This is a genomic window from Azospirillum sp. OGB3, assembly GCF_014192915.1.
In the GTDB taxonomy this organism is placed as follows: Bacteria; Pseudomonadota; Alphaproteobacteria; order Azospirillales; family Azospirillaceae; genus Azospirillum.
This window is the reverse complement of the sequence record NZ_JACHYN010000004.1, coordinates 447,983-471,920: the sequence shown is the minus strand read 5'-3', so window position 1 is coordinate 471,920 and position 23,938 is coordinate 447,983. Positions and strand designations below refer to the sequence as shown.

General features: G+C 69.6%; 20 protein-coding genes. 7 read left to right on the top strand and 13 right to left on the bottom strand.

From position 1 onward, the window contains the following. The first annotated feature begins 6 nt into the window (after positions 1-6). On the top strand, positions 7-2,079 hold the full coding sequence (locus FHW79_RS12300; RefSeq protein ID WP_183179170.1) for a tetratricopeptide repeat protein: 2,073 nt from the start codon (positions 7-9) through the stop codon (positions 2,077-2,079). A gap of 21 nt (positions 2,080-2,100) precedes the next feature. On the opposite strand, the gene FHW79_RS12295 is transcribed toward FHW79_RS12300, so the two are convergent. The 5 genes from FHW79_RS12295 to FHW79_RS12275 form a co-directional block, all read right to left on the bottom strand. After that, entirely contained in the window at positions 2,101-3,789 is a 1,689-nt protein-coding gene (locus FHW79_RS12295; RefSeq protein ID WP_348984128.1) for an ABC transporter ATP-binding protein/permease, read from the bottom strand. Positions 3,790-4,020: 231 nt separating this feature from the next. Continuing rightward, complete coding sequence (locus FHW79_RS12290) at positions 4,021-5,559, bottom strand: DUF6212 domain-containing protein (RefSeq protein WP_183179168.1); 1,539 nt, start codon at positions 5,557-5,559, stop codon at positions 4,021-4,023. Positions 5,560-5,575: 16 nt separating this feature from the next. Then, positions 5,576-7,633, bottom strand: a complete 2,058-nt coding sequence (locus tag FHW79_RS12285; RefSeq protein ID WP_183179167.1) for a glycosyltransferase — start codon at positions 7,631-7,633, stop codon at positions 5,576-5,578. 227 nt (positions 7,634-7,860) lie between these two features. Further along, positions 7,861-8,211 carry a hypothetical protein gene (locus FHW79_RS12280; RefSeq protein ID WP_183179166.1) on the bottom strand — a complete coding sequence of 117 codons (351 nt, stop codon included), beginning with the start codon at positions 8,209-8,211 and terminating at the stop codon, positions 7,861-7,863. Between the two features lie 54 nt (positions 8,212-8,265). Next, complete coding sequence (locus tag FHW79_RS12275) at positions 8,266-9,600, bottom strand: GH1 family beta-glucosidase (protein WP_183179165.1); 1,335 nt, start codon at positions 9,598-9,600, stop codon at positions 8,266-8,268. Between the two features lie 197 nt (positions 9,601-9,797). Here FHW79_RS12275 and FHW79_RS12270 point away from each other — a divergent pair, with 197 nt between their 5' ends. Further along, the gene (locus FHW79_RS12270; protein WP_183179164.1) at positions 9,798-11,093 is read left to right on the top strand and encodes an alpha-glucosidase/alpha-galactosidase; all 1,296 of its coding nucleotides are present in this window, start codon (positions 9,798-9,800) and stop codon (positions 11,091-11,093) included. A gap of 22 nt (positions 11,094-11,115) precedes the next feature. Here the strand turns inward: FHW79_RS12270 and FHW79_RS12265 are convergent, their stop codons facing one another. Then, on the bottom strand, positions 11,116-11,628 hold the full coding sequence (locus FHW79_RS12265; protein WP_183179163.1) for a DUF2934 domain-containing protein: 513 nt from the start codon (positions 11,626-11,628) through the stop codon (positions 11,116-11,118). Positions 11,629-12,007: 379 nt separating this feature from the next. Here FHW79_RS12265 and FHW79_RS12260 point away from each other — a divergent pair, with 379 nt between their 5' ends. The 5 genes from FHW79_RS12260 (at position 12,008) to FHW79_RS12240 (ending at position 16,865) form a co-directional block, all read left to right on the top strand. Then, a complete protein-coding gene (locus FHW79_RS12260; RefSeq protein ID WP_183179162.1) occupies positions 12,008-12,355 on the top strand; it encodes a hypothetical protein in 348 nt (115 codons plus the stop codon). A 247-nt stretch (positions 12,356-12,602) separates the two neighbouring features. Continuing rightward, positions 12,603-13,754, top strand: coding sequence for an acetylornithine deacetylase (argE, locus tag FHW79_RS12255; RefSeq protein ID WP_348984125.1), 1,152 nt, complete (start codon positions 12,603-12,605; stop codon positions 13,752-13,754). Positions 13,755-13,994: 240 nt separating this feature from the next. Beyond that, positions 13,995-14,636 carry a chemotaxis protein CheC gene (locus tag FHW79_RS12250; RefSeq protein ID WP_014242550.1) on the top strand — a complete coding sequence of 214 codons (642 nt, stop codon included), beginning with the start codon at positions 13,995-13,997 and terminating at the stop codon, positions 14,634-14,636. A 4-nt stretch (positions 14,637-14,640) separates the two neighbouring features. Next, the gene (locus FHW79_RS12245) at positions 14,641-16,470 is read left to right on the top strand and encodes a PAS domain S-box protein (protein WP_247884317.1); all 1,830 of its coding nucleotides are present in this window, start codon (positions 14,641-14,643) and stop codon (positions 16,468-16,470) included. Continuing rightward, positions 16,467-16,865, top strand: coding sequence for a response regulator (locus FHW79_RS12240; RefSeq protein WP_183179160.1), 399 nt, complete (start codon positions 16,467-16,469; stop codon positions 16,863-16,865). Before FHW79_RS12245 ends, FHW79_RS12240 begins: the two co-directional genes overlap by 4 nt. Before the next feature lie 33 nt (positions 16,866-16,898). Here the strand turns inward: FHW79_RS12240 and FHW79_RS12235 are convergent, their stop codons facing one another. Genes FHW79_RS12235 through FHW79_RS12205 form a run of 7 tightly spaced genes read right to left on the bottom strand, consistent with a single transcriptional unit; the run spans position 16,899 to position 23,918 of the window. Continuing rightward, entirely contained in the window at positions 16,899-17,138 is a 240-nt protein-coding gene (locus tag FHW79_RS12235; protein ID WP_183179159.1) for a hypothetical protein, read from the bottom strand. Further along, on the bottom strand, positions 17,138-19,336 hold the full coding sequence (locus FHW79_RS12230) for a chemotaxis protein CheA (protein WP_183179158.1): 2,199 nt from the start codon (positions 19,334-19,336) through the stop codon (positions 17,138-17,140). The genes FHW79_RS12235 and FHW79_RS12230 overlap by 1 nt, the downstream gene beginning before the upstream one ends. Then, positions 19,333-19,731: a response regulator gene (locus tag FHW79_RS12225; protein ID WP_183179157.1), complete on the bottom strand. Its 399-nt coding sequence runs from the start codon at positions 19,729-19,731 to the stop codon at positions 19,333-19,335. Before FHW79_RS12225 ends, FHW79_RS12230 begins: the two co-directional genes overlap by 4 nt. A 12-nt stretch (positions 19,732-19,743) precedes the next feature. Next, positions 19,744-20,604, bottom strand: a complete 861-nt coding sequence (locus tag FHW79_RS12220) for a protein-glutamate O-methyltransferase CheR (RefSeq protein ID WP_183179156.1) — start codon at positions 20,602-20,604, stop codon at positions 19,744-19,746. Next, the gene (locus tag FHW79_RS12215) at positions 20,605-21,222 is read right to left on the bottom strand and encodes a HEAT repeat domain-containing protein (protein ID WP_183179155.1); all 618 of its coding nucleotides are present in this window, start codon (positions 21,220-21,222) and stop codon (positions 20,605-20,607) included. A 25-nt stretch (positions 21,223-21,247) separates the two neighbouring features. Next, positions 21,248-22,333 carry a chemotaxis-specific protein-glutamate methyltransferase CheB gene (gene cheB, locus FHW79_RS12210; protein WP_183179154.1) on the bottom strand — a complete coding sequence of 362 codons (1,086 nt, stop codon included), beginning with the start codon at positions 22,331-22,333 and terminating at the stop codon, positions 21,248-21,250. 19 nt (positions 22,334-22,352) lie between these two features. Next, positions 22,353-23,918, bottom strand: coding sequence for a chemotaxis protein CheW (locus FHW79_RS12205; RefSeq protein WP_183179153.1), 1,566 nt, complete (start codon positions 23,916-23,918; stop codon positions 22,353-22,355). Positions 23,919-23,938 lie beyond the last annotated feature (20 nt).

Here is a 23,938-nt window from a genome sequence, read left to right as displayed (position 1 = left end):
CCGGCCATGACGGACCCGATCGCCCAGCTCCGGCAGGCCGCGGCGCTGCATCAGGCCGGGCGGCTGGCGGAGGCCGAGCCGCTCTACGCCGCGGCGCTGACCGCCCTGCCCGGCCACCCTGATGCACTGCACCTCTACGGTGTTCTCTGCGCGCAGACGGGACGCAACGCCCGCGCCGTTGACCTGATCGGGGCGGCCATCGCCCGCAAGGCCGATTCCGGCGCCTACCACGCCAACCTCGCCCGCGCCCTGCGTGCCGAGGGGCGGCTGGCGGAGGCGGCCGGCAGCCTGCGCCGTGCCATCGCGCTGCAGCCCAGCGCGGACGCCTTCTTCAGCCTCGGCAACCTCCTCAAGCAGACGGGTCACACGCGGGAGGCGCTGGCATGCTTCCGCCGCGCCCTGATCCTCCGCCCCGAGGCGGTGGAGACGCGGATGAACGCCGCGGCGGCCCTGGAGGCGCTGGGCCGCCGGGAGGAGGCCTTGCGCCAGCTTCGCGACGCGCTGGCCTGCGCCCCCGCCGCCCCCGCCCCGCTCTTCAACCTCGCCCGCACAGAGCAGGCGGCGGGCCACGCCGACACAGCCGCCCGTGGCTACCGCCGCGCCCTGCGCAGCGCGGAAGAGGGGGAGGACTCCGCCATCAATCTGGGCACCGCACTGCTGGAGGCCGGCCATCCAACGGAGGCGGCGCACGCGCTGCGCCGCTGCGCCGCTCTGGCGCCCGATCGGCCCGAACGGATGCTGGCCCTGGCGACCGCGCTGCGGCAGGCGGGGGACGTGGACGGCTGCCTGACGGTCTTCCAGCGCCTGAAGGCGCTGACCCCGACCGACCCCACCCCCTGGCAGCGGAGCGCGGAGGTTCAGGAAGCGGCGGGACGGCTGGAGGGCTGCACCTCCACCCTGCTGGAGGTGGCGCGCCTCAGCCGGGAAGGGCGGTTTCACTGGAAGACCGCCTATTACCATCTGGTCCGCATCAGCAATCTCTTGATCGGTCAGGGGCGGCTGGACCGGGTGGCCGCCCTGCTCCCGCCCGCGGTCGCCGCCTTCCGCGGCATCGACGCGGATCTCCACGCCTGGGCGCTGTTCCTTCAAGGGTCCCTGGCCGTCCGGCTGGGCGACGCGGCGGCGGCACGGGACGCCTTCCGGCGCGCCGAACCCCACCTCCCCTTCCTCGCCCACGTCCCGACCGGCGACGGCTTCGCCCGCCGGGTCGAGGCGCTGGCACCCGCCGCGGACACGGAATCGGAAGCCGCCTTCGTGCCGGAGACGTTGGCGCCGCCGGGAAACGGGCCGGTGGTCGTCGCCTCCTGCGACAGCGGCTATCTGGAACGATTCGGTCCGCTGTTCCTCGCCAGCCTGGATCGCTTCTCCGCCCCCGGTCAGGCCGCGCATCTCCACATCCTTGACCCCAGACCGGACACAGACGCGCGCGTCGCGGCGTTGCAGGCGCGGCTGCGCCATGTCCGGCTCGGCTGGAGCTACGAGACTTCCCCCGCCGGGCTGACGCCGCAGGCACGGACCACCTTCTACACCTTCGCCCGTTTCCTGCGCGTGCCGCGGCTGGCGCGGCTGTATCGGGCACCGTTGCTGGTGGCGGACATCGACGCCTGCCTGCTGTCCGACCCGACGGGCTTCCTCACGCCGCTGTCGGCGGCAACCCCGCTGGCGCTCCAGTATTTTCCGGACAATCTGGCGCGGCTGTACGACGGCGTGGGCGGCGGGCTGATGGTGCTTCGGCCGGAGCCCACCGTCATCGCCCTCTTCGAGCGGATCCGCCGCTTCCTGGTTTCCTGGATCGCGGAGCGGCGCCTGCACTATTTCCTCGACCAGATCGCGCTGACGGCGGGAACGGACGACGCGCTCCGGCGCGGCGACGGACCGTCCATCCTGCCCATCCCCGCGGACGGCCGCCTGTTCCGTTGCGGTGGCGGTCTGTTCGTGCAGATCCTGACGGAAAAGGAACAGCCCGGCTTTGCCGCCTCCGTCGCGGCCCTGCTCGACCGGCTGGACCGCACCCCGCCGTCCCCGGATCCGCGGTTGGACCGCGGCCTGATCCTGGACGCCATCGGGGTCACGGTCTGACGCCCCACAGTTCCGCGCCCTCTACTCCGCAACCGCCGCGACCCTCCGGTCCCCGCAAGGCTCCTCGCGCAGGCGGACGGCGCCATCCCGTCGTTCGAGCAGCAGCTTGCGGCGATGGTGCGCCTCCAGGCCCGGATGGCTGCCGATGGTGATGAGCGTGGCGTCGGGGAACTCGGTGTCGATCAGACGCAGCATCGCCTCCTCGCTCCGCGGGTCCAGGCTGTCGGTGGCGTCCTCCAGGAAGATCCAGTCCGGACGGCGGATCAGCAGGCGGGCGAATCCGAGCCGCTGCTGCTCCGGCACCGCCAGCACCTCGTCCCAGCTGTCGGGCTCGTCCAGCCGCGGCCGCAGATGGCCGAGGCCGACCCGCTCCAGCGCCTCCACCGCCGCAGCATCACCCACCGTCTCCGCCCCCAGGGGATAGCTGAGGGCGGCGCGCAGCGTGTCGTGCGGCAAATACGGGCGTTCGGCCATGAAGAACACGCGTGTGAGCGCGGGCAGGACGATGCGTCCCCCGCCCCACGGCCAGACCCGCGCCACCGCCCGGAACAGCCGCACCGACGCCGCCGGATCGCCGACGATCAACACACGCTCCCCGGGACGGATCTCCAGGTCGAAGGGCTCGACCACCCGGCGTCCGTCCGGCTCGGCGATGGACAGCCCGCGGAAGCTCAGGCCGTGCCCGCCGTCGCTGCGTTCCACGGTGATGCGCTCCGTCCCTTCCCCGTCGATCTCCCGGTCCAGGCGTTGGAGCGCCTCGTGCAGGCCAAGCACGCGCTCCACCGACGCCTTCCACTCCGCCGCGCGGGCGAGGTTGTCGATCGGCCAGGACAGGGCGCCCACCGTCTGCTGAAAGGCCTGCGCCGTCTGCATCAGCACGCCGAGCGAGATGGCCCCGGCGATGTAGCTGGGCGAGGCGACGAGGATCGGAAAGACGGCGGACAGCACCGAATAGGCGGCGCTGAAGACCATCATGTTGGACAGCGCGTGCGTCTGGCCGTTCCAGCCGCGCTGCACCCCGCCGAACAGCACGCCCAGGCGCTGACGCTCCCCCGACTCCCCGTGGAGGAGCGCCACATCCTGCGCGTTCTCACGCACGCGGGCGAGGCCGAAGCGGAAGGACGCCTCGTGCCCCTGCCGCTGGTTCACCGCGCGGACCAGCGGCTTGCCCATCAGCAGGGCGATGCTCGTTCCGACGGCCGCATAAACCAGCGCGATGTAGAGCAGATAACCCGGCACATGGACGGTGCTTCCGGCCAGCGTCACCTCCGGTGAACCGGACAGCCGCCACAGGATGTTGGTGAAGCTGATCAGCAGCAGCGCGCAGTAGGACAGCGACAGGACGAGGTCGATCGCCGCCTCGGTCGCGATCCGGATGTCCTCGGCGATGCGCCCGTCCGGGTTGTCGTGGTCGCCGGACAGGTAGGTCACCTGATGCTGCCGGCCGCGCGTCAGCCAGTTGCCCAGCAGCTTCTGCGTCAGCCATGTGCGCCAGCCCAGCTGCAGGCGGCGCTTCACCCGCAGATGCAGGATGGTGTTGGCGATGTTGAACAGGATGATTCCGCCCGCCGCCGCGATCATCAGCAGGAAGCGGTCCATGGAGCGCTGCTCCAGCGCATCGAACAGATGCTGACTCCACAGATTGAGCAGGATAGGAACCACCACCTGCCCGACCGTCAGAAGCCCCAGCGCTCCGGCGAGAAGCCACACCGTCCAGTTCCGTCCGCCCGAGCGGGAGCCCCCGGACCAGAAGCCACCGGCAAGACAAAGGAAACGGCGGGAGAAACCGGACCGGTCCGGCGTCCTGGACGCGATCGACATGGCCCTCCACCCCCTTGGGCTTGAAGCAAGACCTCCTTTACCCTAACGAACAGTTTATTACCAACAGCTTGCCCCGCACCGCACCAAAGGATTGGTGCACCGCCGCAAGGTCATAGCCTGTCATGGCGCGGCCGCGACACCGTCGGCCAGCGGCAGTGCGGGTGGGTGGACCCAGGCGGCGCGGGCATCGATCTCCAGCTCGAAATCGGAAAATATGGTCCGCCCGTAAAGGCCGTGGCCGCGGTCGGGAATGTCGGTGAAGAGGTGAAGCGCCATCGGCCCCGACCAGGGCGCCGCCAAGGCCGCCGACAGGTCGAGCGGGCGGCGCGGCTCGTCAAGCACCATCCAGCCGCTGGAGGCGAGGATGCCTTCCTCCCGCTCCGCCTCGTCCACCGTCAGCGACGGCGGGGCGGCCACCAGCTTGCAGGCGATGGGGGTGCGGCAACGCGGATCGTCAATCACCGCCCGCGCCCGCACCGCCACGGCGCCCGGAACCTCGTCCAGCGGGATGTGGGCTGCGGTGACGACTCCGTGAAGCGGGTGGAGCAGGATGCGCCCGCCGCGCAGCAGGCCGAACCAGGGAAAGGTCGCCTCGAACGCGCGGCCTTTGCGCAGTTGCGCCAGAATCGGCTGGGTCAGCGGCCAGACCATGCGGTCCGGCGCCGGATGCGGGGCCAGATGCGCCGCCGCGCCATATTCCAGCCCTGGCAGCCCGCCCCACAGCCGCAGCGCCAGCATGGCCGGCTGCCCGATGGCGCGGGCCGGCGGCGCGACGGCGTATTCGTCGAGCAGTCCGGCTTGGGCAAGCGACAGGCGCGGCGCCTCCGTCACAACCCCGATGGCGCCGATCCGCAAGTCGAGAAGGCGATCCATACGGGTGCAGGCGGCGGCCAGGCGCAGCGGCAGCCAGCCGGAGCGCAGATCCCCGAAGGACAGCCTCCATTCCGCAAGGGTTTCGCCGGTCTCCACCCCTGCCAGGGCGACGGCGAGCACCCCGCTTCCCTTCGGCGCCTGGTCGAGATGCAGGTCGAGGCCCGCCAGCCCGCGTGCCCCCGCCGGCAGGCGCTGCACGATCTCCCCCGCCCCCGCCGGTGTCCGGCCGTGGCGCAGCGGCACCGCCAGCGCGCCTACCGGGCGCGGCGTGGCGAAGACCAGCCGCGGCGGGCTGAGGCGCAGGGCATCGAGAAGTTCCACCGCCTCCGGCGGCAGGCGGGTGGAGCGGCCCCACTCTTCCCGCAAGGTGGACAGGGTCTGCTGAAGCCCGGCGTTGCGGCGGTGAAGCCCGTCGATTTCTCCGAAAGCCTGCCCCAGCAGGCCACGCAGCAGTGCGGACACATCGCCCGTCATCTGCGGTGGCGCGCTGTCCGGCCCGCCCGCCTCCTCCCACCAGCCGAGCAGCCGCTCGGCGTCCCGCCGCGCCGCCTCGTCGCCCGACCACAGCGCCCGAACGGCGGCGGGCGGGATCGCCAGCGCGCGCAACACCTCGCCCTCCTCCGGCTCGGTGTCCCCGGACAGCAGCAGATAGCCGCCGTCGTGACGGACCAGCCGCAGCAGGCGAAGGGGAACGGTGCCCGCTTCCAGGCCGGTGCCGACGGCAATGATCTTCGGCGTGCCGTCGTAGAGGGAGGCGAACTGGGCCGCAGGGGCGGAGAGCTTCATGACGGTGACACCCTTCTCAGGCGGCCGTGGGGGTTTCGGGAAGGCACGAGGACAGAGGCGCGCAGACGGTCCAGTCGGGATCAGCGTCCGGCTCCGTCGCATCCTCCCAGCGCCGCAGCTTGTCCGGTGGGAACCCCAGCGCCTGGCAGAGCCGAAAGGTCCGGGCGTCGAGGGGCACGACGGTCTGGTAGGCATGCTCGAAGGCGGCGCAGCCGTTGACCGCGTCGGCCAGGGACGGCGCGCCCGGGACGGTGGACGCCCCCAGCAACGCCCAGCCCGTCACGCCGAGCGCGCGCAGCCGGCCCATCAGCGGGTGCGCCGCGCCGCACCGCACGGTCACGACCAGATCGAAGACGGCCAGCGTGCCGACCGCCATATCCTCCTCCACCGCATCCCAAGGACGCAGCGGCGTGCCCAGATAGGCGTCGCGGTGAGCCAGCGGGCGTTCCGGCAGCACCAGCGGCGACGGGTGAGGGACGACCGACGCGAACACCTCGACCAGTTCCGCGGCCAGGGTCAGATCCCCGCCCCCCAGCGCCACCAGATGCGCGTCATAGCCCTTCCCGGCCAGCCAGCAGGCCATGCGGGCGGCGGTTTCCAGCGCCCCCGCGTCGGCGGGATCGGCCACCAGCGCGGCCAAACGCCGGTGTCCCGCGGGGGGAAGCAGCGGCAGCACCGAGGGCAGCCGATGCACCGTCTGGTAGACATCCTCCGGCGTGGCGACCCCGGCGCGGTAGCGGTCGATGGGCGCCGCCGCCCAGCCGCCGTTGGACGGCCGCGACCACGCCACGGCCATCGCCTCGCGCAGCGTGGACAGGGCGGCATCGGCGCCGGCCGGCGGTTGCACCGCACCGGGCAATGCCAGGGTGAGGCTCAGCCGGGCCTCGGCGCAGGGCTTCCGGGGGTCCCGCTCCAGCAAAGGGGTGCCCGCCGGCTGGCGCCGAACAAGGTCGAGCAGGGCCGCCGTGGGCAGCATCGCCATCGCCGCCCCGCCGTCCGGCAAGGGGAACGGCGCGTCCGCCTGGAGCCCCACGGGCGCCCCAGACCAGGACAGCGCCCAGCCGCTTTCCGCCGCCCGCGCCGTCACCGTGGCGCGCACCAGGGTCGCGTGGGCCGCCGCGCGCTCCAGGACCCACAGCGCGCCACGCAGCAGCCGGTGGCGCTTCAGCAATTCGTAAAGGCCCGGGTCCATCACCGCCAGCAGGCCGGGACACTCCCCGTATCCCGGCCGCTCCGGCGCGCGCAGGACGCGGCGCACGAAGTCGGCGAGCGGCACATCCTCCTCGCCCGCCGCGGGGTCGGTGACGCAGCGGACGATGGCACGGTCGGGCAGATACACCGCGTAGCGCCGACCAACCGCCGCCTCCGCCCGCAGCACGGCCCGGACCGCGAACAACGCGGGGTGGCGCTTCTGGATGTGGGTCAGGATGGGGCGGTAATCGCGCTCCGATTCGGTCAGCATGCTTTCGCCGCGGCGGCGGTAGCCGAAGCCGGTGCCCGGCACATGGACGCCGTGGAAGCCGCGCTCCAGCCCTTGCAGCCAGAACTCCCAGTCCTCGCTGCCCTGGCGCATCGCCTCGTCGAAGCGGGCGCCGCTGTCCAGCAGGCGGCGCGACGCCATGCTGCCCGCCTCGCTGACGTTGCGGAACAGATGCTCCAGCGGCGAATAGGCGCCCGACATGTCGCAGAACTCGAAGAAGCCGAACTTGTCGACGTCCGGATAGGCCCAGCCGACCTCTGGGCCCGCCGCCCGCAGCGCGTCCAGCATGCGTTGCAGCAGATGGGGCCGGATGCGGTTGTCGGAGTCGAGGAAGTAGACGGCTTCCAGCGCCGGAAAGGCGTCCAGCGCGAAGTCGATCCCGCTGTTGCGCGCCGCGCTCAGCCCGGCGTTGCGCTTGTGCAGGTGAAAGAGCTGCCCTGGATGGGCCGCCGCGAACTCCCGGCAGACCCGTCCGGTCTCCGGGAAGGGACAGCCGTCGTTGACCACGACCACGGCGTAGGCAAAGTCCGTGTCCTGGGCGAGCGCGGTGGACAACGCCTCGACCAGCAGGCCCGAATGCTTGTAGGTCGGCACGACGATGGCCGCGCGGACGTCTCCGGCGTTACCGGTCTCTGAAGCTGATTCGGTATGAGTTCCAACGGAGTGCATGGGCGAACGCAGTGGTGACACGACACCGTCGATAGCACCGCTTCCGCTTGGCTCCGATGTGACAATTCAAGGACACAGACGATCAGGAGGCCGATCGCTCCATAGGCGCACTTTGTAGAGCTTTGAAAGACCAATCACGAAAACCCAATAATCTACTTGATTGAAGGTCCTATCGTAATTTCCGTCTTGCCTTCTTCAGCCACATATTTTTGGGCAAACCCCTTGGCAAGCGTCGAAAGCACCTTGTCGAAAGAGCCGGATTGGAATCCCAGATCCGCAAGCTTTCGCCCAGCCGCCTGTTCCTTGGACGTCGCAAAGAAGCGCTCGTCGCCTCCTTTCAGCGAGTAGGCGGTCATCGGTTTACCAATCCCCGCCAACTGGTCATACGTGTTCTGCAGTGCCCTCGTCTCTTCGCCCAGTTGAGCCGTCGCAGCCATCCGGTCCTCCATGCTCATGCCCGACGCGAACATGGCCGCGCGCCGGGATTCCGTCTCGGAGAACATGCGCTGCGCGCAGGCTGACGGAGCATCGCTCCGCACAGCCTGCTCTCCTGTTCTTCACGCGAGATCAAGCCGCCCGCTCTTTGCCACCTCGCTCAGAAAGCGGTAGCTATCCTTGGGCGTGCGGACCAGCGTGTCATAGTCGACGCGAACGATGCCGAACCGCTTCGACAGGCCGAAGGCCCATTCGAAATTGTCCAGCAGGCTCCAGCACAGATAGCCCTTCACGTTGCAGCCGTCGGCCAGCGCGCGGCCGACCGACGCCACATGGTCGCGCAGGAAGGCCACGCGCTCGGCGTCGTGCACCTGCCCGTCCGGCGTCACCACGTCGTCATAGGCCGCACCATTCTCCGCGACGAAGACGGCGGGGTTGCCGTAGTCGCGCTTGAACTCCATCAGCAGATCGTAGAGCCCGTCAGGCTGGACCGGCCAAGCCATGGCGGTCCAGCGGTCGCAATGGGCGTCGCCCCACCACACGTCGAACGGATGGCCCGTCTCGTGCTTCATGGTCATGCGCGAGTAGTAGTTGATGCCCAGGAGGTCGATGGGGAAGCGGATCGCCTCTTCGTCGCCGGGCAGCACGAAGCCCTTCATACGCTCGGCCATCAGCTCCGGGATCTTGCCGCGCATCACGCCGTCCAAGGCCACCCGGTTCCACACCGCGTCCCAGCGGGCCGCCGCCGCGACGTCCTCCGGCCGGTCGCTCTCGGCCCGGCAGGGCTGGAGGTTGATGACGGTGCCGAGAGTCAGGCCGGAATGCTCCGCCGATAGAGCGCGGAGCGCCGCCCCTTGCGCCAGATTCTGGTGGTGCAGGGCGCGCAGGATGCCGGTCTCGCCCAGCTTGTGCCCGGGCGCGTGCTCCCCGGTGCCGTAGCCGTGGGTGGCCACCACGTTCGGCTCGTTCAGCATCATCCAGTCCGTCACCCGGTCGGCGAGGCGGGCGGCAACGATGCGGGCGTAGTCGGCGAAGGGGCCGACGATCTCTCGGCCCTGCCAGCCCCCGCGGTCTTCCAGCGGCTGCGGCAGGTCCCAATGGTACAGGCAGGCCATCGGCCGGATGCCGGCGGCCAACAGCCCGTCCACAAGCCGGTCGTAGAAGTCGAGCCCCGCCGCATTCACCGCCCCAGTCCCGCTCGGCAGAATGCGCGGCCAAGCGATGGAAAAGCGGTAGGTGTTGAACCCGGCGTCCTTCAGCAGGACGATGTCCTCCGCCCAGCGGTGGTAATGGTCGCAAGCGACGGCGGCGCTGCTGCCGTCCTGAATGCGCCCGGCCTCGGTGAAGCTGTCCCACACGCAGGGGCCGCGCCCGTCCTCGTGAATCGCCCCCTCGATCTGGTAGGCCGCGGTGGACGCCCCCCACAGGAAGTCCTTGGGAAAGGTTAAGAGTGCCATGACGCGACTCCCTTGAAGTGATCGGGCTGCGGGCGCGCCGCTGCAAGCGCGAAGGCCATGTTGCGGCAGCGAAGAGATGCTCACGCTTATTCTGACCAACAGGTATAGTCTCTTCGCCCTAACAAGGGTATATTTGGCAAAAGGCGCCTGCCCTGACAAATCAGCACAGCGGCATTCCCGCCGACGGGAGGCATCCCATGGCCATTACCACCCCCAAGACCACAAAGATCGTCTTTCTGGGCGCCGGCAGCGCGGCCTTCGGGCTGAGCATGTACCGCGACCTCTTCTCCACGACGGAGCTTGCGGGCAGCACCCTGACGCTGGTCGATACGAATCCGGCGGCGCTCGACCGCATGACGGCGCTCGCCCGCCTGCTGAACGCCAAGGGCGGCGCCGGGCTGATCATCGAACAGACCACCGACCGCCGGGCCGCGCTGCGGGGCGCCGAATTCGTCGTCAACTCCGTCGCCATCGACCGCAACCGCCTGTGGAAGCTCGATTTCGAGGTGCCGAAGAGGCACGGCATCCGCCACACGCTGGGTGAGAACGGCGGCCCCGGCGGCTTGTTCTTCACACTGCGCACCCTGCCCCTGATCTTCGACTTCGCCCGCGACATCGAAGAGCTGTGCCCCGACGCCCAGTTCATCAACCTGTCCAATCCGGAAAGCCGCGTCGTCCTCGGTCTCGGCAAATACACCAGGGTCAAGACGCTGGGGTTATGCCACGGCATCTTCCTGGCGCGCTGGTTCGTTTGCCAGATCCTCGGCATGGCCGAGAAGGATGTGGAGGTCTGGGGCGCCGGACTGAACCATTTCCAATGGCTGATGCACGTCCGCGACAAGGCGACCGGGCGCGACCTCTACCCGCTGCTGCGCGAACGGGAGAAGACCCACGACCCGGCCTTCACACCGCTGACCCGCCGCCTGTTCACCAGCTTCGGCCTGTGGCCGACCTGCAGCGACGACCATATGGGCGAATACCTGCCCTACGGTTGGGAAGGCGGGGAGCATGGATTCGACTTCGCGGAGGACGAGCGCGGGCGCGGCATCCTCAACGCGCTGATGGACGGGGTGATCGCTGGAACCACGCCGGTCCCCGACGACTGGACACAGCCGTCCTGGGGGGAGCGGGCGGTGCAGGTCATCGCCGGGGTGCTGCACAACCAGAAGCGATTCATCGAATCTGGGATCGTTCACAACCAGGGCGCCATCCCCAACCTGCCCTCCGATCTGGCGGTGGAGGTGCCGCTGCTGGCCGACGCGGCGGGCGTTCACCCGGTCTCGCTCGGCCCCCTGCCCGATCCGATCGCCAAACTGCTGCACGCCCAGGCGAGCGTGCAGCAACTCTCCGTCGAGGCCGCGGTCCACGCCTCGAAGGAACTGGCGCTGCAGGCCCTGCTGATCGACCCGGTGGTGAACTCCACCGACGCCGCCGTGAAGATCCTGGACGAGCTGTGGGAGGCGAACCGGCCCTACATCCGCCCCTGTGTCTAGGAACGCGTAGGGCCGGTGCGGGTCAATGGGCCGGTTCGGTGTCCGACGCGGCCGGCTTGCGCCGTCCGCGCGGAGCGACCGGCTTCACCACATCCACCTTCGCGGGTTCCGCCTTCACGGCCTTGGCGCGGGGCGCCTTCGCCACCTTCGGGGCCGCCGAAACCGGAACCGCGACCGGCGTTTCGGCTGACGATTCGTTCGCGGCAACCGGCTCGGCCTTGTCCTTGCGGGCGCGCGGCTTCTTGGGCGCGACGGCCTCTTCGACCACATCGACCACGGCGTTCAGCCCGACGCCCAGCAGTTCGCTTGCCGCCGTCTTAGTCCGGCGGACGGCCTTCTTCACGGCGCCCGCGGCGGCGTCCTTGACGGCCGCGACCATGGCGACCGGCTCCGCCGTGGCGGCCGGCCGGTCCTCGGCTTCGATCTCGGCGCAGGCCTGCGCCCAATGCTGTTCCCCCCGTCCCTCCGGTCGCCCGGCGCGCTCCCAGATCTCATAGGCGCGGTGGCGGATGCGGTCCTCACGATCGCCTTGCATTCTTCCGTCTCCAAGTGGGCTTTGGTCCAAGTGGGCTTGGCCGCAGAAACATCGACGCTCGAGGAAAACGGCGTCCTGCGCCCGTGGGTTCCCGTTTTAGTGCCCGGTTTATGTGACGATAAACGTACACAAAGAAAGCGTGCCTTAGTTCATAGGAAATTCATAGGCCCATTGCTTGTCCAGCCTCGACAGACAGCGGACGGTGATAGACCATGGTTGGTACCGCCCCGACGGCACCGGCGCTGCACCGGCTTGCGGTCCGCATAGAACCCTTCGCCGGGTTGATGCGGGCCGGCCGGCCAAATTAACTTCGGGTGAAACGTCTTGGCAGGGGCCGTTTGCGGCCCAGAGCCGTCACGGAAGGCAAAGAGTTCAGCGCATGTCCCTTGATCCCTTGCTTCAAGCCAACCGTATCCTGACCGAAGCCATCAGCAACTACCTCCAATCCTCCAACGAGCTCGCGGCAGCGGCGGAGCGGGCGACGGCGGCCAGCGCCGGACGTGACGCGACCACCCGGCGGTTGGCCTTCCAGGAATTGTCGGAGCGCGGGAATCAGGCGCGCTTCGCCAAGAAGCACCTGACCGACACGGTGCGCCGCCTGCGAGCCACCCTGCCGCCAACCCAGATCGAGGCGGTTGCGGCGAAGCTGGACGGACGCGAGAGCGCCGAGAGCGCGCTGACGCTGGTGCGCACGATCCTGACCGAAAAGGTCTGGTCGGCGGCCTGACGCCCCACCACTTTCTGCCCGGCTTCTGCCCGGCGGCGGTTTGGTCCGAGCGATCCCGCTTTACGACCGGTTGGATGGCACCCCGAATGCGGGAGGACCGTTCAACCGGTGTTTGCCGTTGGCCGCTATGCCCGCATAACCCGGACGACTCATTTGACATCGTAGGATGCAAGGCCCAGTGTTTAAACGCTAAAGATTATCACAAGCGCTGGGTCGGCCCCGCCGTCCCGCAGAATGGATTGTAAGGGTGCAAGACGTCTCCAAGGCGATGATCGCCCGCCTGGTCGGTTTCGACACGGTTTCACGCCGCTCCAACATGGCGCTGATCGACTGGGTTCGGGACTATCTCGCCGGATACGGCGTGGAGAGCCGGCTGGTGCCCAGCCCCGACGGTGCCAAGGCAAACCTGTTCGCGACCATCGGCCCGATGACCGAAGGCGGCGTGGTGCTGTCGGCCCACACCGACGTCGTCCCGGTGGACGGACAACCCTGGGACACCGATCCCTTCACCCTGGTCGAGCGAGACGGGCGCCTCTATGGGCGCGGCACCGCCGACATGAAGAGCTTCCCCGCGGTGGCGCTGGCCCTGCTGCCGGACATTCTGGAGGCCGGACTCAAACGCCCGTTGCACCTGGCTCTGTCCTACGACGAGGAGGTCGGCTGCATCGGCGCCCCGGCCATGATCGCCCGCATCGCTGCCGAACTGCCGCGCCCCGGCGCCGTCATCGTCGGCGAACCGACCTCGATGGGGGTCGTGCTGGCCCACAAGGGCTGCTACGTGCTGCGCACCACGGTCACCGGGCACGAGGTCCATTCGTCCCAGATCGACCGCGGAGTCAGCGCGGTGATGACCGCGGCGCGGCTCGTCAATCTCGTGGGCGACATGGCGGCGGAGAACGCCGCCGCCGCGGACCCCGCCTGTGGCTTCGACCCGCCTTTCACCACGCTGCAGGTCGGCACCATCGAAGGCGGCACGGCGGCCAACATCACCGCCCGCCACTGCTCCTTCGTCTGGGACATCCGTCCGCTGCCCGGCGATGACTGGACGCGCTACCGCGGCCGGTTCGAGGCGGAATGCGAGCGGCTGCGCGCCGCCATGCGCCGGATCAGCCCGGACTGCGACATCCGCACCGAGCAGCTCGCCGGGGTCCCCGGGCTGGCGCCGGAGCCGGACGGGACGGCGGCCCAGCTCTGCCACGCCCTGACCGGTCGCAACGACACCGGCATGGTCTCCTTCGCGGCGGAGGCCGGGCAGTTTCAGGAGGCCGGCCTGTCCACCGTGCTCTGCGGACCGGGCTCTATCGATCAGGCGCATCAGCCCAACGAATACATCGACATCGCCCAGGTCACCGCCTGCGAGGGGTTCCTGCGGGATCTCGTCCGCCGGCTGGCTGCCTGACCCTCAGGAGGGTGCGGCGGAGAGTCACGCCGGACAACAATACAGACGGCCTCTTTATTCGGGCCGCGTTCAATGGAAGGCACAAATTGTTGGATCGACGGCACCTTGTTGCTGAATTGCCTAGAGCACTCCCAATTTGGCCTATGCCGTCGATGGGGGAGACTTTGACGGCGTTCCTGTCGCACTGTGCCCGGGGGCGCCGGTGCCGAGGCGCGTCCATGGAAACGGGAGCGCCGGTGCATGGTTGATCTGAGCGACCTCGAGCGCGACGCGCTGACCGAGCTGGTGAACATGGGCGTCGGCCGTGCCGCGACCAACCTCAGCCGCATGGTCGCCGATCAGGTCCTGCTGTCGGTTCCCTCCATCGAGATCGTCAGCCGCAACGACGCCGCCGGCCTCCTGGCCGCGCGCGAGAAAATGAGCCTCGTCGCGGTGGAGCAGCGTTTCGACGGGTCCTTTTCCGGCCGCGCCCTGTTGATCTTCCCAGAGACCAACAGCCTGGAGCTGGCCCGCGCCGTGCTGGGCAGCGAGCTGAGCCTGGAGGAGATCGTCGATCTGGAGCAGGACGCGCTTGCGGAGATCGGCAACATCATCCTCAATGGCTGCCTGGTCGTCATGGCCAACACGCTGAAGGACAATCTGGACATCTCGCTGCCCAGCGTGCTGCGCGGCGACAGCGACCGCATTTTCCAGAGCAACGGGCCCAACCCCGATGAGCTGGTGATGTTCCTCTACATCGACTTCCTGATCCGTAGCCGGAGCATTCGCGGCTACATCGCGTTGCTCATGGGACTGTCGTCTCTGGAGTCGCTGAAGGGACTGATCCATGGATTCATCGACCGCATCGCCTCCGGAACGCCCGATGGAACCGACCGAGTTTAAGCGTATGCCCTGGCTGAACGGCCTTCTCGACGCGATGGACGCCGGCATCGTCGTGCTGGATCGCCATGGCCGCGTGCAGTTCTGGAACCGCTGGATGGAAAGGGCGTCGGGCACTCCCGAACCCGACATCCACGGGCGGGAGCTGGTGGAAGCCCTGCCGTCCCTGCGCGACACGCGGCTGCACAACGCGGTGCGCGACGTGCTGGAAACCGGGGCGCCCAGCGTCCTGTCCCACACACTGAACCCGGTGCTGTTCCCGCTGCGCTGCGCCGACGGGCGGCGGATGGTCCACAACGTGCTGATCCGTCCCTTCACCGTCGCCAACGCGTCCTACTGTCTGATCCAGGTGAGCGACGTCACCGCCGTGGTCAACCGGGAGCGGGTTCTGCGCGAACAGCGCGACGCGCGCTACCGCGCCATCGTGGACACCGCCCCCGACGCCATCGTCACCACCGACACGCGCGGCGTCGTGCAATGGGCCAACGGGGCCGCCGCCCGTCAGTTCGGCTTTCAGCCCAACGAGCTGATCGGCCAGCATGTCAGCCTGTTTCTCGCCGAAGGCTCCCCCGACTGGTCCGGCCTGCTGGAGCGCGATCCGGCCGGACGCCCCGCCCCGGTGGAATTGATCGGGCGCAAACGCGACGGCACCCGCATCGACCTGGAGGTCTCGCTGGCCCGTTGGGAATCGGAGGGGCGGAGCTTCATCACCGGCGTGCTGCGCGACATCACCGAGCGCCGCCGCACCCGCGAGGAGCTGAAGGCGAGCGCGCTCGCCATGCGCCAGCTCGCCGAGCAGACCAAGGCCACGCTGGACGCCCTGCCCGCGCACATCGCCGTTCTGGACCATGGCGGGCACATCATCTCGGTCAACAAGGCCTGGGCGGAAAGTGGGCCGCAGGCCGGCTTTCTCGGCGACGGGTCGGCCATTGGCGACGATTATCTGGAAGCCTGCGCCGCCATCCGCAGCGGGGCGGAGCACGCCGACGCGCTGATCGAGGGTCTGCGCGGCCTGCTGCGCGGCGGGTCGCCGGTGTCCATCGAGTACCCGGGTTTGTCCGCCTCCGGGCCGCGCTGGTACCGCTGCCTCGCCGCGCCGATGGCCGCCGGCCCCTTCGGTGGCGCGGTGCTGATGCACATCGATGTCACCGAGATCAAGTCGATGGAAGCGGCTCTGCGCAAGCTGGTTGGGCAGAAGTCCACGCTGCTGCGTGAGGTGAACCACCGGGTGAAGAACAGCCTTCAGCTCGTCTCCAGCCTGCTGACCCTCCAGACCATGAGCCTGCCGGCTGCGGCGGAGCGGGTTCATTTCCAGGACGCCCGCAGCCGCATCGACGCCATCGCGCGGGTCCACAGCCGGCTCTACCAAACCGAACAGTTCCAGACCATCGAGTTCGGCAGCTACCTGAACGAGCTGTGCGCCGACCTGTCCCGCGCATCGGGCGGCGAGACGCTGGGCTCCATCGAGGTGCGCGCGGAGCGCGTCGACCTGCCCATCGATCAGGCGGCACCGCTCGGGCTGATCGCCAACGAACTGATCACCAATGCCATCAAGCATCGCGGTCCCTCCGCCGCCAACGTCCTGGTATCGCTCGACCGGGCCGACGACCAGCTGGCGCTGACCGTGACCGACCAGGGGCCTGGCCTCCCCGCCGGGTTCGACATGCGCCGGTCACGCAGCCTCGGCATGCGGCTGATCACCAGCCTCACCGGCCAGGTCGGGGCGACGGTCACCTTGATGCCGGTGGAACGGGGAACCTCCTTCCGCATCGCGCTGACCATGCCGGAAACGCGCGGCCCCATCCTGGAAGACAGCGCGGCGGAGTGGAACGGATGAAAATCCTTCTTGTCGAGGACGAGGTCCTCATCGCCATGGAGCAGAGCTTCTACCTGGAAACCGCCGGGCACGAGGTGCACGGGCCGGCCTCGACCAGCGAGAAGGCGCTGGTCCTGGCACAGGAGGTCAAGCCGGATCTGGCTCTGGTGGATATCCATCTCGCCCAGGGCTCCAGCGGCATCGACGCGGCCCGCCGGATGACCGCGCTGGGCATCCCCTGCCTGTTCGTCACCTCCTACCGCGAGGAGGTCGAGCCGACGCGCGAATATGGGGTGGGCTGCCTGCCCAAGCCCTTCTCGCAGACCTCCCTGATTTCCGCGGTCGAGGCGGTTTGCGCCATCCTGGCTGGACGGACGCCCACCAAGGTTCCCGACACGATGGAGTTGTTCTCCTAAGCGCCAGACGACACCGGCACGCGATCCGCGGCGCTATCGCTTGCCCAGCACCGGCATCACCCAGCCCTTCAGGAAGGTGTCCTCCGGCGGAACCGCGACCGGCCGGCCGGCCGCCAGCAGAACCTGCAACAGCGCGGTGTGCAGGGCAGTGCAACCGCCGAGGTCCAGGCGGGGTTCCGCGACGGAGCACAGCCATTCGGTCAGCGGAATGGCTTCATCGATGGTGCAGGCCCCCTCGAAGCGGGCGGTTTTCTCCTCGAAACGGATGGGCATCACAGAAGCTCCCGCAGGTTGAGGGCGAGCAGGAGCCGCCCGTCGCCGAGCACCGCCGTGCCGGCATAGCCGCGCAGCCGGGCGAGCAGCCCGGTCATCGGCTTCAGAACCACATCGGCGCGCTCCTGCAAGGCGTCCACCACCAGCGCCACCGGCTGCCCGCCGAGATCCACCAGAAGCACCGCCTCCCCGCTGCGCTCCCGCTCATCCTCCGGCAGGTTGAGGAGGCGGCGCAGACGCAGCAGCGGCACCACCGCGTCCTGCACGACGACGCTCTCCGCGTGCTTCATCCGGCGGATCGCGCCGTGGGGAATCCGCTGCATGCCGGTGACCAGCGTGACCGGAAAGCCGTAGAGCGCGCCCGCCGTCTCAACCGTCACCATCCGCGTGACCATCATGGTCAGCGGCAGGACGAGGCGGAAGCGCGTCCCAACGCCGGGGGTCGAGGAGACCTCCACACGTCCCCCCGCCCGCTCCACCGCGCCACGCACGGCGTCCATCCCCACCCCGCGGCCCGACAGGTCCGACACGCTGTCCGAGGTGCTGAGTCCCGGCAGGAAGATCAGGCGCAGCGCCTCGGCCTCGGTCAGAGCCGCTGCCTGCTCCGCGGTCAGAGCGCCCGTCGCCACCGCCTTGCGGCGCACCGCCGCCGCGTCGATGCCCGCCCCGTCGTCGGAGACCTCCACGACCACGCCGCCGCTGTCCTGGAAGGCTTGGACGCGGAGCGCTGCCACCTCTGGCTTTCCAGCCGCGCGGCGGCGCTCGGGCGGCTCGATGCCATGGTCCAGCCCGTTGCGGACGAGGTGCAGCAGCGGCTCGCCCAGGATGTCGAGAATGTCCTTGTCCGCTTCCGTCTCGCCGCCGGAAAGGTGCAGTTCGACCGGCTTGCCGAGCCGCCGCGCAGTGTCGCGGACCAGCCGGGTCAACGGATCGAAGACGCGCGACAGCGGCAGCAAACGCAGCCGCAGCACAGCGTCCTGCAACTCGCCGACGATGGAGTCGATGCGGCCATGGGCCTCCTTGATGCCCTGGGCCAGCGCGTCGGCGCTGTGCCCCTCCTGCGCCTGGCGGGCGAGGTAGGGCAGGCTTCCCTTGGCGACGACCAGCTCGGCGACCAGCGCCATCAGCCGATCCATGCGCTCCGCGTCCACCCGCAGTGCCCGCCTCGCCTGGCTTGCCGGAACGGCGGGTGCCGACGGCGCCACCACGGCCGGGCCGTCCGCCAGGGTCTCTATGCAACGGATGAGCGCGTCCGTCGGGCCTTCGGCCGCAAGCTCCAGCGCCGCCCCTTCCGCATTCCGTCCCTCGGCGGCGAGGATGTTGCGCACCGCCCGCAGCACCGCCGCGCGGCGGGCCGCTGTCTCGTCGTGGCTGCCGGGAAGTCCTAGGATGCGCGCCTGCTCCCGCAGCATGGCCGTCGCGAGGCTGTCCGGCGCGGCGAGAGGCGCCGGCTCTGCCGCCAGGGCGGGAATCGCGACCGAGGCGAGAAGCACCTGATCGGGAACCCCGCGGAACAGGCGGGTCAGTTCGTCCTTCGGCGCGCCGCTCAGCGCGCGGAAGCGCAGAGTGCAGCGGTAGGGGTCGAGATTGGTCAGCGGCGGCCACGCCCGGGCGGACTCGATGCGCAGCAGCAGCAGATCGGGGATGCGGCGGCACAGGTCGAGCGGATCGTCCCCGGCGAAAAAGCAGTCCTCCGCGGGGTCATAGGCGATGGCGGTGACCGTGCGCCCGGCGGCCTTGGCCCGCTCGGCCTCCGGCAGTTCGCCCACCCAGGCAAAGCCGGTGGGCGTGCCACCGTCCGCGCTCTCCACCGGTCCGCCGAGGGCAGCGCGCAACCCAGCCTCCTGCGCGCGCGCGCGCGCGTCGGCATCGTCAGGAAGGGATTGGCTGAGTTCCAGCCCATCGACCCATGCCGCGCCGGTGTCGAGCAATTCCAGCAGACGGTCGGCCAGTTCGCCGGTCATGGCGACGCGCCCGTCGCGCACGGCCATCAGCGCGTCCTCTCCGGCATGGACCATGCGGGTGAAGGGCGCCATGTCGAACAGGGCGGTGGCGCCCTTCAGCGTGTGCAGCGCGCGAAACAGGTCATTGACCGCGATCGTGTCGCCCGGATCGCGCTCCAGCCGCAGCAGGGCGGCGCCCGCCGCCTCCAGCAGCTCCCGCGATTCCAGGACGAACTGCTCAAACAGCGCGCTCATGACCGCCCCTCGCACCCGGTCAGCAGGCGGGCTGCGGCGGTGAGGTCGGCGGGGCGCACCGGCTTCACGAAGTACCAGTTGGCGCCGGCGAGCAGCGCCTTCTCGCGGTCGCTGGCCTTGGATTCGGTGCTGATCATGATCGCCGGCACGTCGCGCAGGGTCTGCTCCTGCCGCAGGCGGCGCAGCATGGTGTAACCGTCCATCTTCTGCATGTTGATGTCGACGATCAACAGGTCCGGTGTGGACGCCAGGGCATGCTCCAGCCCGTCGATCCCGTTCACCGCCTCGTCGACCCGAAAGCCATCGGCCTCCAGAACCTGCCGGGTGTAGGCCCGTACGGTCACGGCGTCGTCCACCACGAGGACGCGGGGTTTCGGATTTGCTCGATCGGTCACCGGGCGGCCTCCTTAACTCTGGGGCTTCTGATAGAGGATGGCGTCGGGAAACCGGCGCGGCACGAAGAGCGAGGACATCCGGCTCATGCTTTCCGAATGGCCGAGGCAGATGAACCCGTTGGGCGACAGCGCGTCGTAGAACATCGACGCCGCCTGGCGCCGCCCCAGATCGTCGAAATAGATCAGCAGATTGCGGCAGAAGATGACATCCATGCCACGGAAATTCTCCATCTGCCGCGGGTCGGCGATGTTCACCAGCGAGAAATCGATGGAATCCCGCAGTTCCTGCATGATCTGCCAGCTCTGGTCGTCCAGCCGGGTGAAGTACTTGGCCAAGAGATCCCGCGGCATCGCCTGAAGCGATCGCTCCTCGTAAATGCCGTCCTGCGCGCGGGCCAGCACTTGGCTGTCGATGTCGGAAGCGTAGAGTTCGATCTCGAAATCGTCCACCCGGTTCCACCGCTCCAGCAGCGTGATGGCGATGGAATAGGGCTCCTCCCCGGTGGCGCAGCCGGCGGACCAGATCCGCACCCGGCTGCCCGGCGCGCGCCCGCGCACCACCTCGTCCAGCGCGGCGTTGACGAGGCAGTCGAGCTGATACATCTCCCGGAAGAAGTAGGTCTCGTTCACCGTCATGCGATTGACGAGAAGCTGCAACTCCTCCCCCGAGGCCTGGAAGCGCAGCAGGTTCAGGTATTGGCGGACATGCTCGACGCCGACCGCCGCCATCCGCTCCGACACGCGGCGGTCGACGAAGTAGCGCTTGGCCTCGGTGAAGGACAGGCCGGTGCGTTCCCGCAGGAACCGGCAGAAGGCGTCGTAATCCGCGGTGCTCAGGCCGGCGGTGTCCCCCTTGTCCGAAGGCAGGCTCATTCAGGCTCCGGAAAACAGGCGGCGCGCCGCGTCGACGGAAAAGGTGACGAAGGGATTGTCCGGAAAGCGTCCGGACAGCCGCTCGATAACCGGCAGGGCAGCGGGATCGCCGCTCTCCATCAGCGCCTCGACCGCGGAGAGGCAGACGTTCACATGCGGATCACGGTCGATCACCCCGGCCAGCAGGTCCAGCCGGTCCGGATGGGGCAGCTTCCCGACAAGCTGGGCCGCGAAGATGCGCAGGTCCGAATCCGCGGCGGTCAGGATCGGAGCGACCTTTGGCATCACCACGGCGGCGGGCATCTGCTGAAGGCTTTCGATAACACCGTTGCGAAGCCCGACATCCTCGCTCGCCAGATGGGGCACCAACGCCGCCGCGGCCGCCGCGGTGCCAATGCGGACCAGCGCGGTGAGGAGGGTTTCGCAAACGCTCGCGTCCTCCTCGCGCGTCAGTCGCGCGCACAGGGCGGGAACCGCGTCGGGGCGCTCGCCAAGCGCGTGGGCGGCCTGACGCCGCCGGGCCGGATCGGCGTCTTCCAGCCAGACCAGTGGATCGCCGCCCTCGGCTGCGGCCGCAGGCGTCGCTCCGCCGATCTTCCGTGCCTTCACCAGGGCCATGCCGCAGCCTCCACGCCTGTCGCGTTCATCCTCTCACCCACCGCGTCACCTGCTGGGCCACCCGGTCCGACGGCAGCACCATGTCGGCGCCGCCGCGGCGGATCAGCTCCTGCGGCATGCCGAACACGACGGCGCTGACCTCCGCTTCCGCGATGGTGCGCCCACCCCGGCGGCGCAGTTCCACCATCGAGGCCGCGCCATCCGATCCCATGCCCGTCAGGAGAACACCGATCAGCCGCGATGGTGCCACGACACGCAGAGCGCTCTCGACCAGCCGGTCCACGTTGGGGTGCCAGTTCCGCCGTTCGTCCGCCGGCACGGGCTGGGCGGTGAGCCGCCCGCCGCGCCGGACAATCTGAAGATCGGCGCCACCGCGCGCGATGCACGCCATCCCCGGTTCGAGCGTGGTGGCCGTCGCGGCCTCCACCACCGTCAGGGGGGAGATGGTGTCGAGGCGGCGGGCAAGCGGCCCGGTGAAGCTGGCGGGCATGTGCTGGACCACCACCACCGGCCAGGGGAAATCCCCGGGCAGGAGCGGCAGGATGTCCTCCAACGTGCGCGGCCCGCCGGTGGACACGCCGATCAGCACCAGCCCTTCGCCGGCATCATCGACCTGCTCGGCGGCGTCGCACGGTTCGGACAAGGAGGCATCGGCCACGAAATCCGCCCCGGCGATGCGCTCGCGCGCCAAGCGCAGCCGTTCCCGCAACCCAAGCACCCGCCGCGGTCGCGATCCGGCGGCGGCGCGCACGGTGGCGACCAGCTCCTCGGCGATGCCGGCGATGGCACCGACGCCGGTCGGCTTGCGCACCGCCTCCACCGCTCCCAGCCGCAGGGCCTCCAGCGTTACCTCGGCCCCGTCGGCGGTCAGGGCGGACACCATCACCACCGGCTTCGGGTGCTCGACCATGATTCGCTTCAGGCAGGCGAGGCCGTCCATGCCGGGCATCGTAACGTCCAGGGTCACCACATCCGGATCGAAGTCGGGCAGCCGCTCCAATGCCTCCGCCCCGTCCGCGGCGGTCTCCACCTCGAAACCGGCGGACGAGAGAATGTCGCTGATGCGCCGTCGCATCAGCGCCGAGTCATCGACGACCAGGACCTTCAGCATGACAGGGCCAACCTTCCGATCAGACGGTGGCCAGCAAGTCGGCGAGCTGGTCCATATCCAGCAATTCCGCCGGATCCATCAGCAGGATCATCCGCCGCTCCCCGGCGTTCTCCAGAGCACCGATGCGACGGATCAGCCGGTGCTGGGCCTGCGACACGACCGGGGCCGGACCGATGGCGCCGTCCGGAATGCGGACAATGCCGGCCATGCCGTCCACCAGGAGCCCGGCGCGGGCCGCACCCGCGGCGATCACCACCACGCGGCCCCGATCGCCCCCGTTTTCCCGCCCTTCCGGCAGACGCAGCAGGCGGCGCAGCGCGACCAGCGGCAGGACGGCGCCGCGCAACGTGGTTACCCCGCTGACGAAGTCCGGCGCGTTGGGCAGCGGAGTCACAGCGTCGGGCCGGCGCAGCACCTCCTGCACCGCCCCGACCGGCAGGCCGTATTCCGCACTGGCCAGCCGGAACACCACGAAGGCCTCCGCCCGCTCCACATCCGCGTCCGTTGCCACAGTCCCCTCTCCCTCGCGCCCCTGGACGCCACCGCCGAATCCAGCGGCCGCCCCGGCGCCATCGCCCGCGCCATGGCGGAACAGCCGTTCCGCCGACAGGACCGGGATCAGCCGCGCGCCGCCGTTCAGCCGCGCGATGCCGTCCATGTCCTCGAACTCCGCCTCCCGCGCCATCAGCGGCGGCACCGGGTCGATCCGCTCGCGCGGAACGCGGAGGATTTCCCGCACATCCTCCACCGCCACGCCGACCAAGCCCTCCGCCGTGCGCAGGACGGCCACCTTGCCACGGTCCATCCCCTTCCGGGCATCAAGCCCGAACAGCTCACGCAGACCGACCAGAGGAAGCAACGCGTCGCGCAGCGTCATCATGCCCAAAAGATGGGCGCGGGCGCGGGGGACGCGGGTCACCGTTTCCGGAATCGGAACGACTTCCCGCACCGCCGCCACCGGCAGCGCGAACTCCTGCTCCGCAACGGTGAGGACGACGAGTTGTTCCTCGTCCTGGCGGATCGCCTCGGCGGTCTTCGGCTGGGGCGCCCCGCTGAAATCGGCGATTCCCGCCGATCCCCGCCCAAGATCGGCGAATTGGCGTTCGATCAGCGGACCGGGGTCGAGGATCAGGGCGCCCTCCCGACCATCCCCGGTCAGGATCGCGCCGGCCAGAAGACCGGCGTCGATGGAGGGGTCGGGCGCCGTCCCGGCGTCGGCGATGCGATCCTCTCCCACGGCGGCGAGGCCCGCGACACGGTCCACCAGCAAGCCGACCGGCTGGCCGTTGTGACGGAGGATCAGCAGCCGCGCCGCCTTCGTCCCGCCGTCGTCTGCTCCGCCATCGTCCGTTTCGCCCTCCCCGTCCCCGGCGAGCCCCAGGACCCGGCGCAGCCCGATGACCGGCAGGACGGCGCCGCGCCGGCGGGCCAACCCCTCCAGGCTGGGAGGGCCCAGCGGAATGGGCACCAGCACAGGCGGGCGCAGGATCTCCAGCACGCCGTCGAGCGGCAGGGCCAGTTCCATGCCACCGACTGTAAAGAGGACGAAGGAACGCACGCCGTCGCGGCGGATGATCGCGGCCATGGGTCGTCTCCCCGCCGGCC

Coding starts and splice junctions, on each gene's coding strand:
- FHW79_RS12300 (WP_183179170.1), top strand. CDS start 7: ATGACGGACCCGATCGCCCAGCTCCGGCAGGCCGCGGCGCTGCATCAG.
- FHW79_RS12290 (WP_183179168.1), bottom strand. CDS start 5,559: ATGAAGCTCTCCGCCCCTGCGGCCCAGTTCGCCTCCCTCTACGACGGC.
- FHW79_RS12280 (WP_183179166.1), bottom strand. CDS start 8,211: ATGTTCTCCGAGACGGAATCCCGGCGCGCGGCCATGTTCGCGTCGGGC.
- FHW79_RS12275 (WP_183179165.1), bottom strand. CDS start 9,600: ATGGCACTCTTAACCTTTCCCAAGGACTTCCTGTGGGGGGCGTCCACC.
- FHW79_RS12270 (WP_183179164.1), top strand. CDS start 9,798: ATGGCCATTACCACCCCCAAGACCACAAAGATCGTCTTTCTGGGCGCC.
- FHW79_RS12265 (WP_183179163.1), bottom strand. CDS start 11,628: ATGCAAGGCGATCGTGAGGACCGCATCCGCCACCGCGCCTATGAGATC.
- FHW79_RS12260 (WP_183179162.1), top strand. CDS start 12,008: ATGTCCCTTGATCCCTTGCTTCAAGCCAACCGTATCCTGACCGAAGCC.
- FHW79_RS12250 (WP_014242550.1), top strand. CDS start 13,995: ATGGTTGATCTGAGCGACCTCGAGCGCGACGCGCTGACCGAGCTGGTG.
- FHW79_RS12245 (WP_247884317.1), top strand. CDS start 14,641: ATGCCCTGGCTGAACGGCCTTCTCGACGCGATGGACGCCGGCATCGTC.
- FHW79_RS12240 (WP_183179160.1), top strand. CDS start 16,467: ATGAAAATCCTTCTTGTCGAGGACGAGGTCCTCATCGCCATGGAGCAG.
- FHW79_RS12235 (WP_183179159.1), bottom strand. CDS start 17,138: ATGCCCATCCGTTTCGAGGAGAAAACCGCCCGCTTCGAGGGGGCCTGC.
- FHW79_RS12230 (WP_183179158.1), bottom strand. CDS start 19,336: ATGAGCGCGCTGTTTGAGCAGTTCGTCCTGGAATCGCGGGAGCTGCTG.
- FHW79_RS12220 (WP_183179156.1), bottom strand. CDS start 20,604: ATGAGCCTGCCTTCGGACAAGGGGGACACCGCCGGCCTGAGCACCGCG.
- FHW79_RS12215 (WP_183179155.1), bottom strand. CDS start 21,222: ATGGCCCTGGTGAAGGCACGGAAGATCGGCGGAGCGACGCCTGCGGCC.
- cheB (WP_183179154.1), bottom strand. CDS start 22,333: ATGCTGAAGGTCCTGGTCGTCGATGACTCGGCGCTGATGCGACGGCGC.
- FHW79_RS12205 (WP_183179153.1), bottom strand. CDS start 23,918: ATGGCCGCGATCATCCGCCGCGACGGCGTGCGTTCCTTCGTCCTCTTT.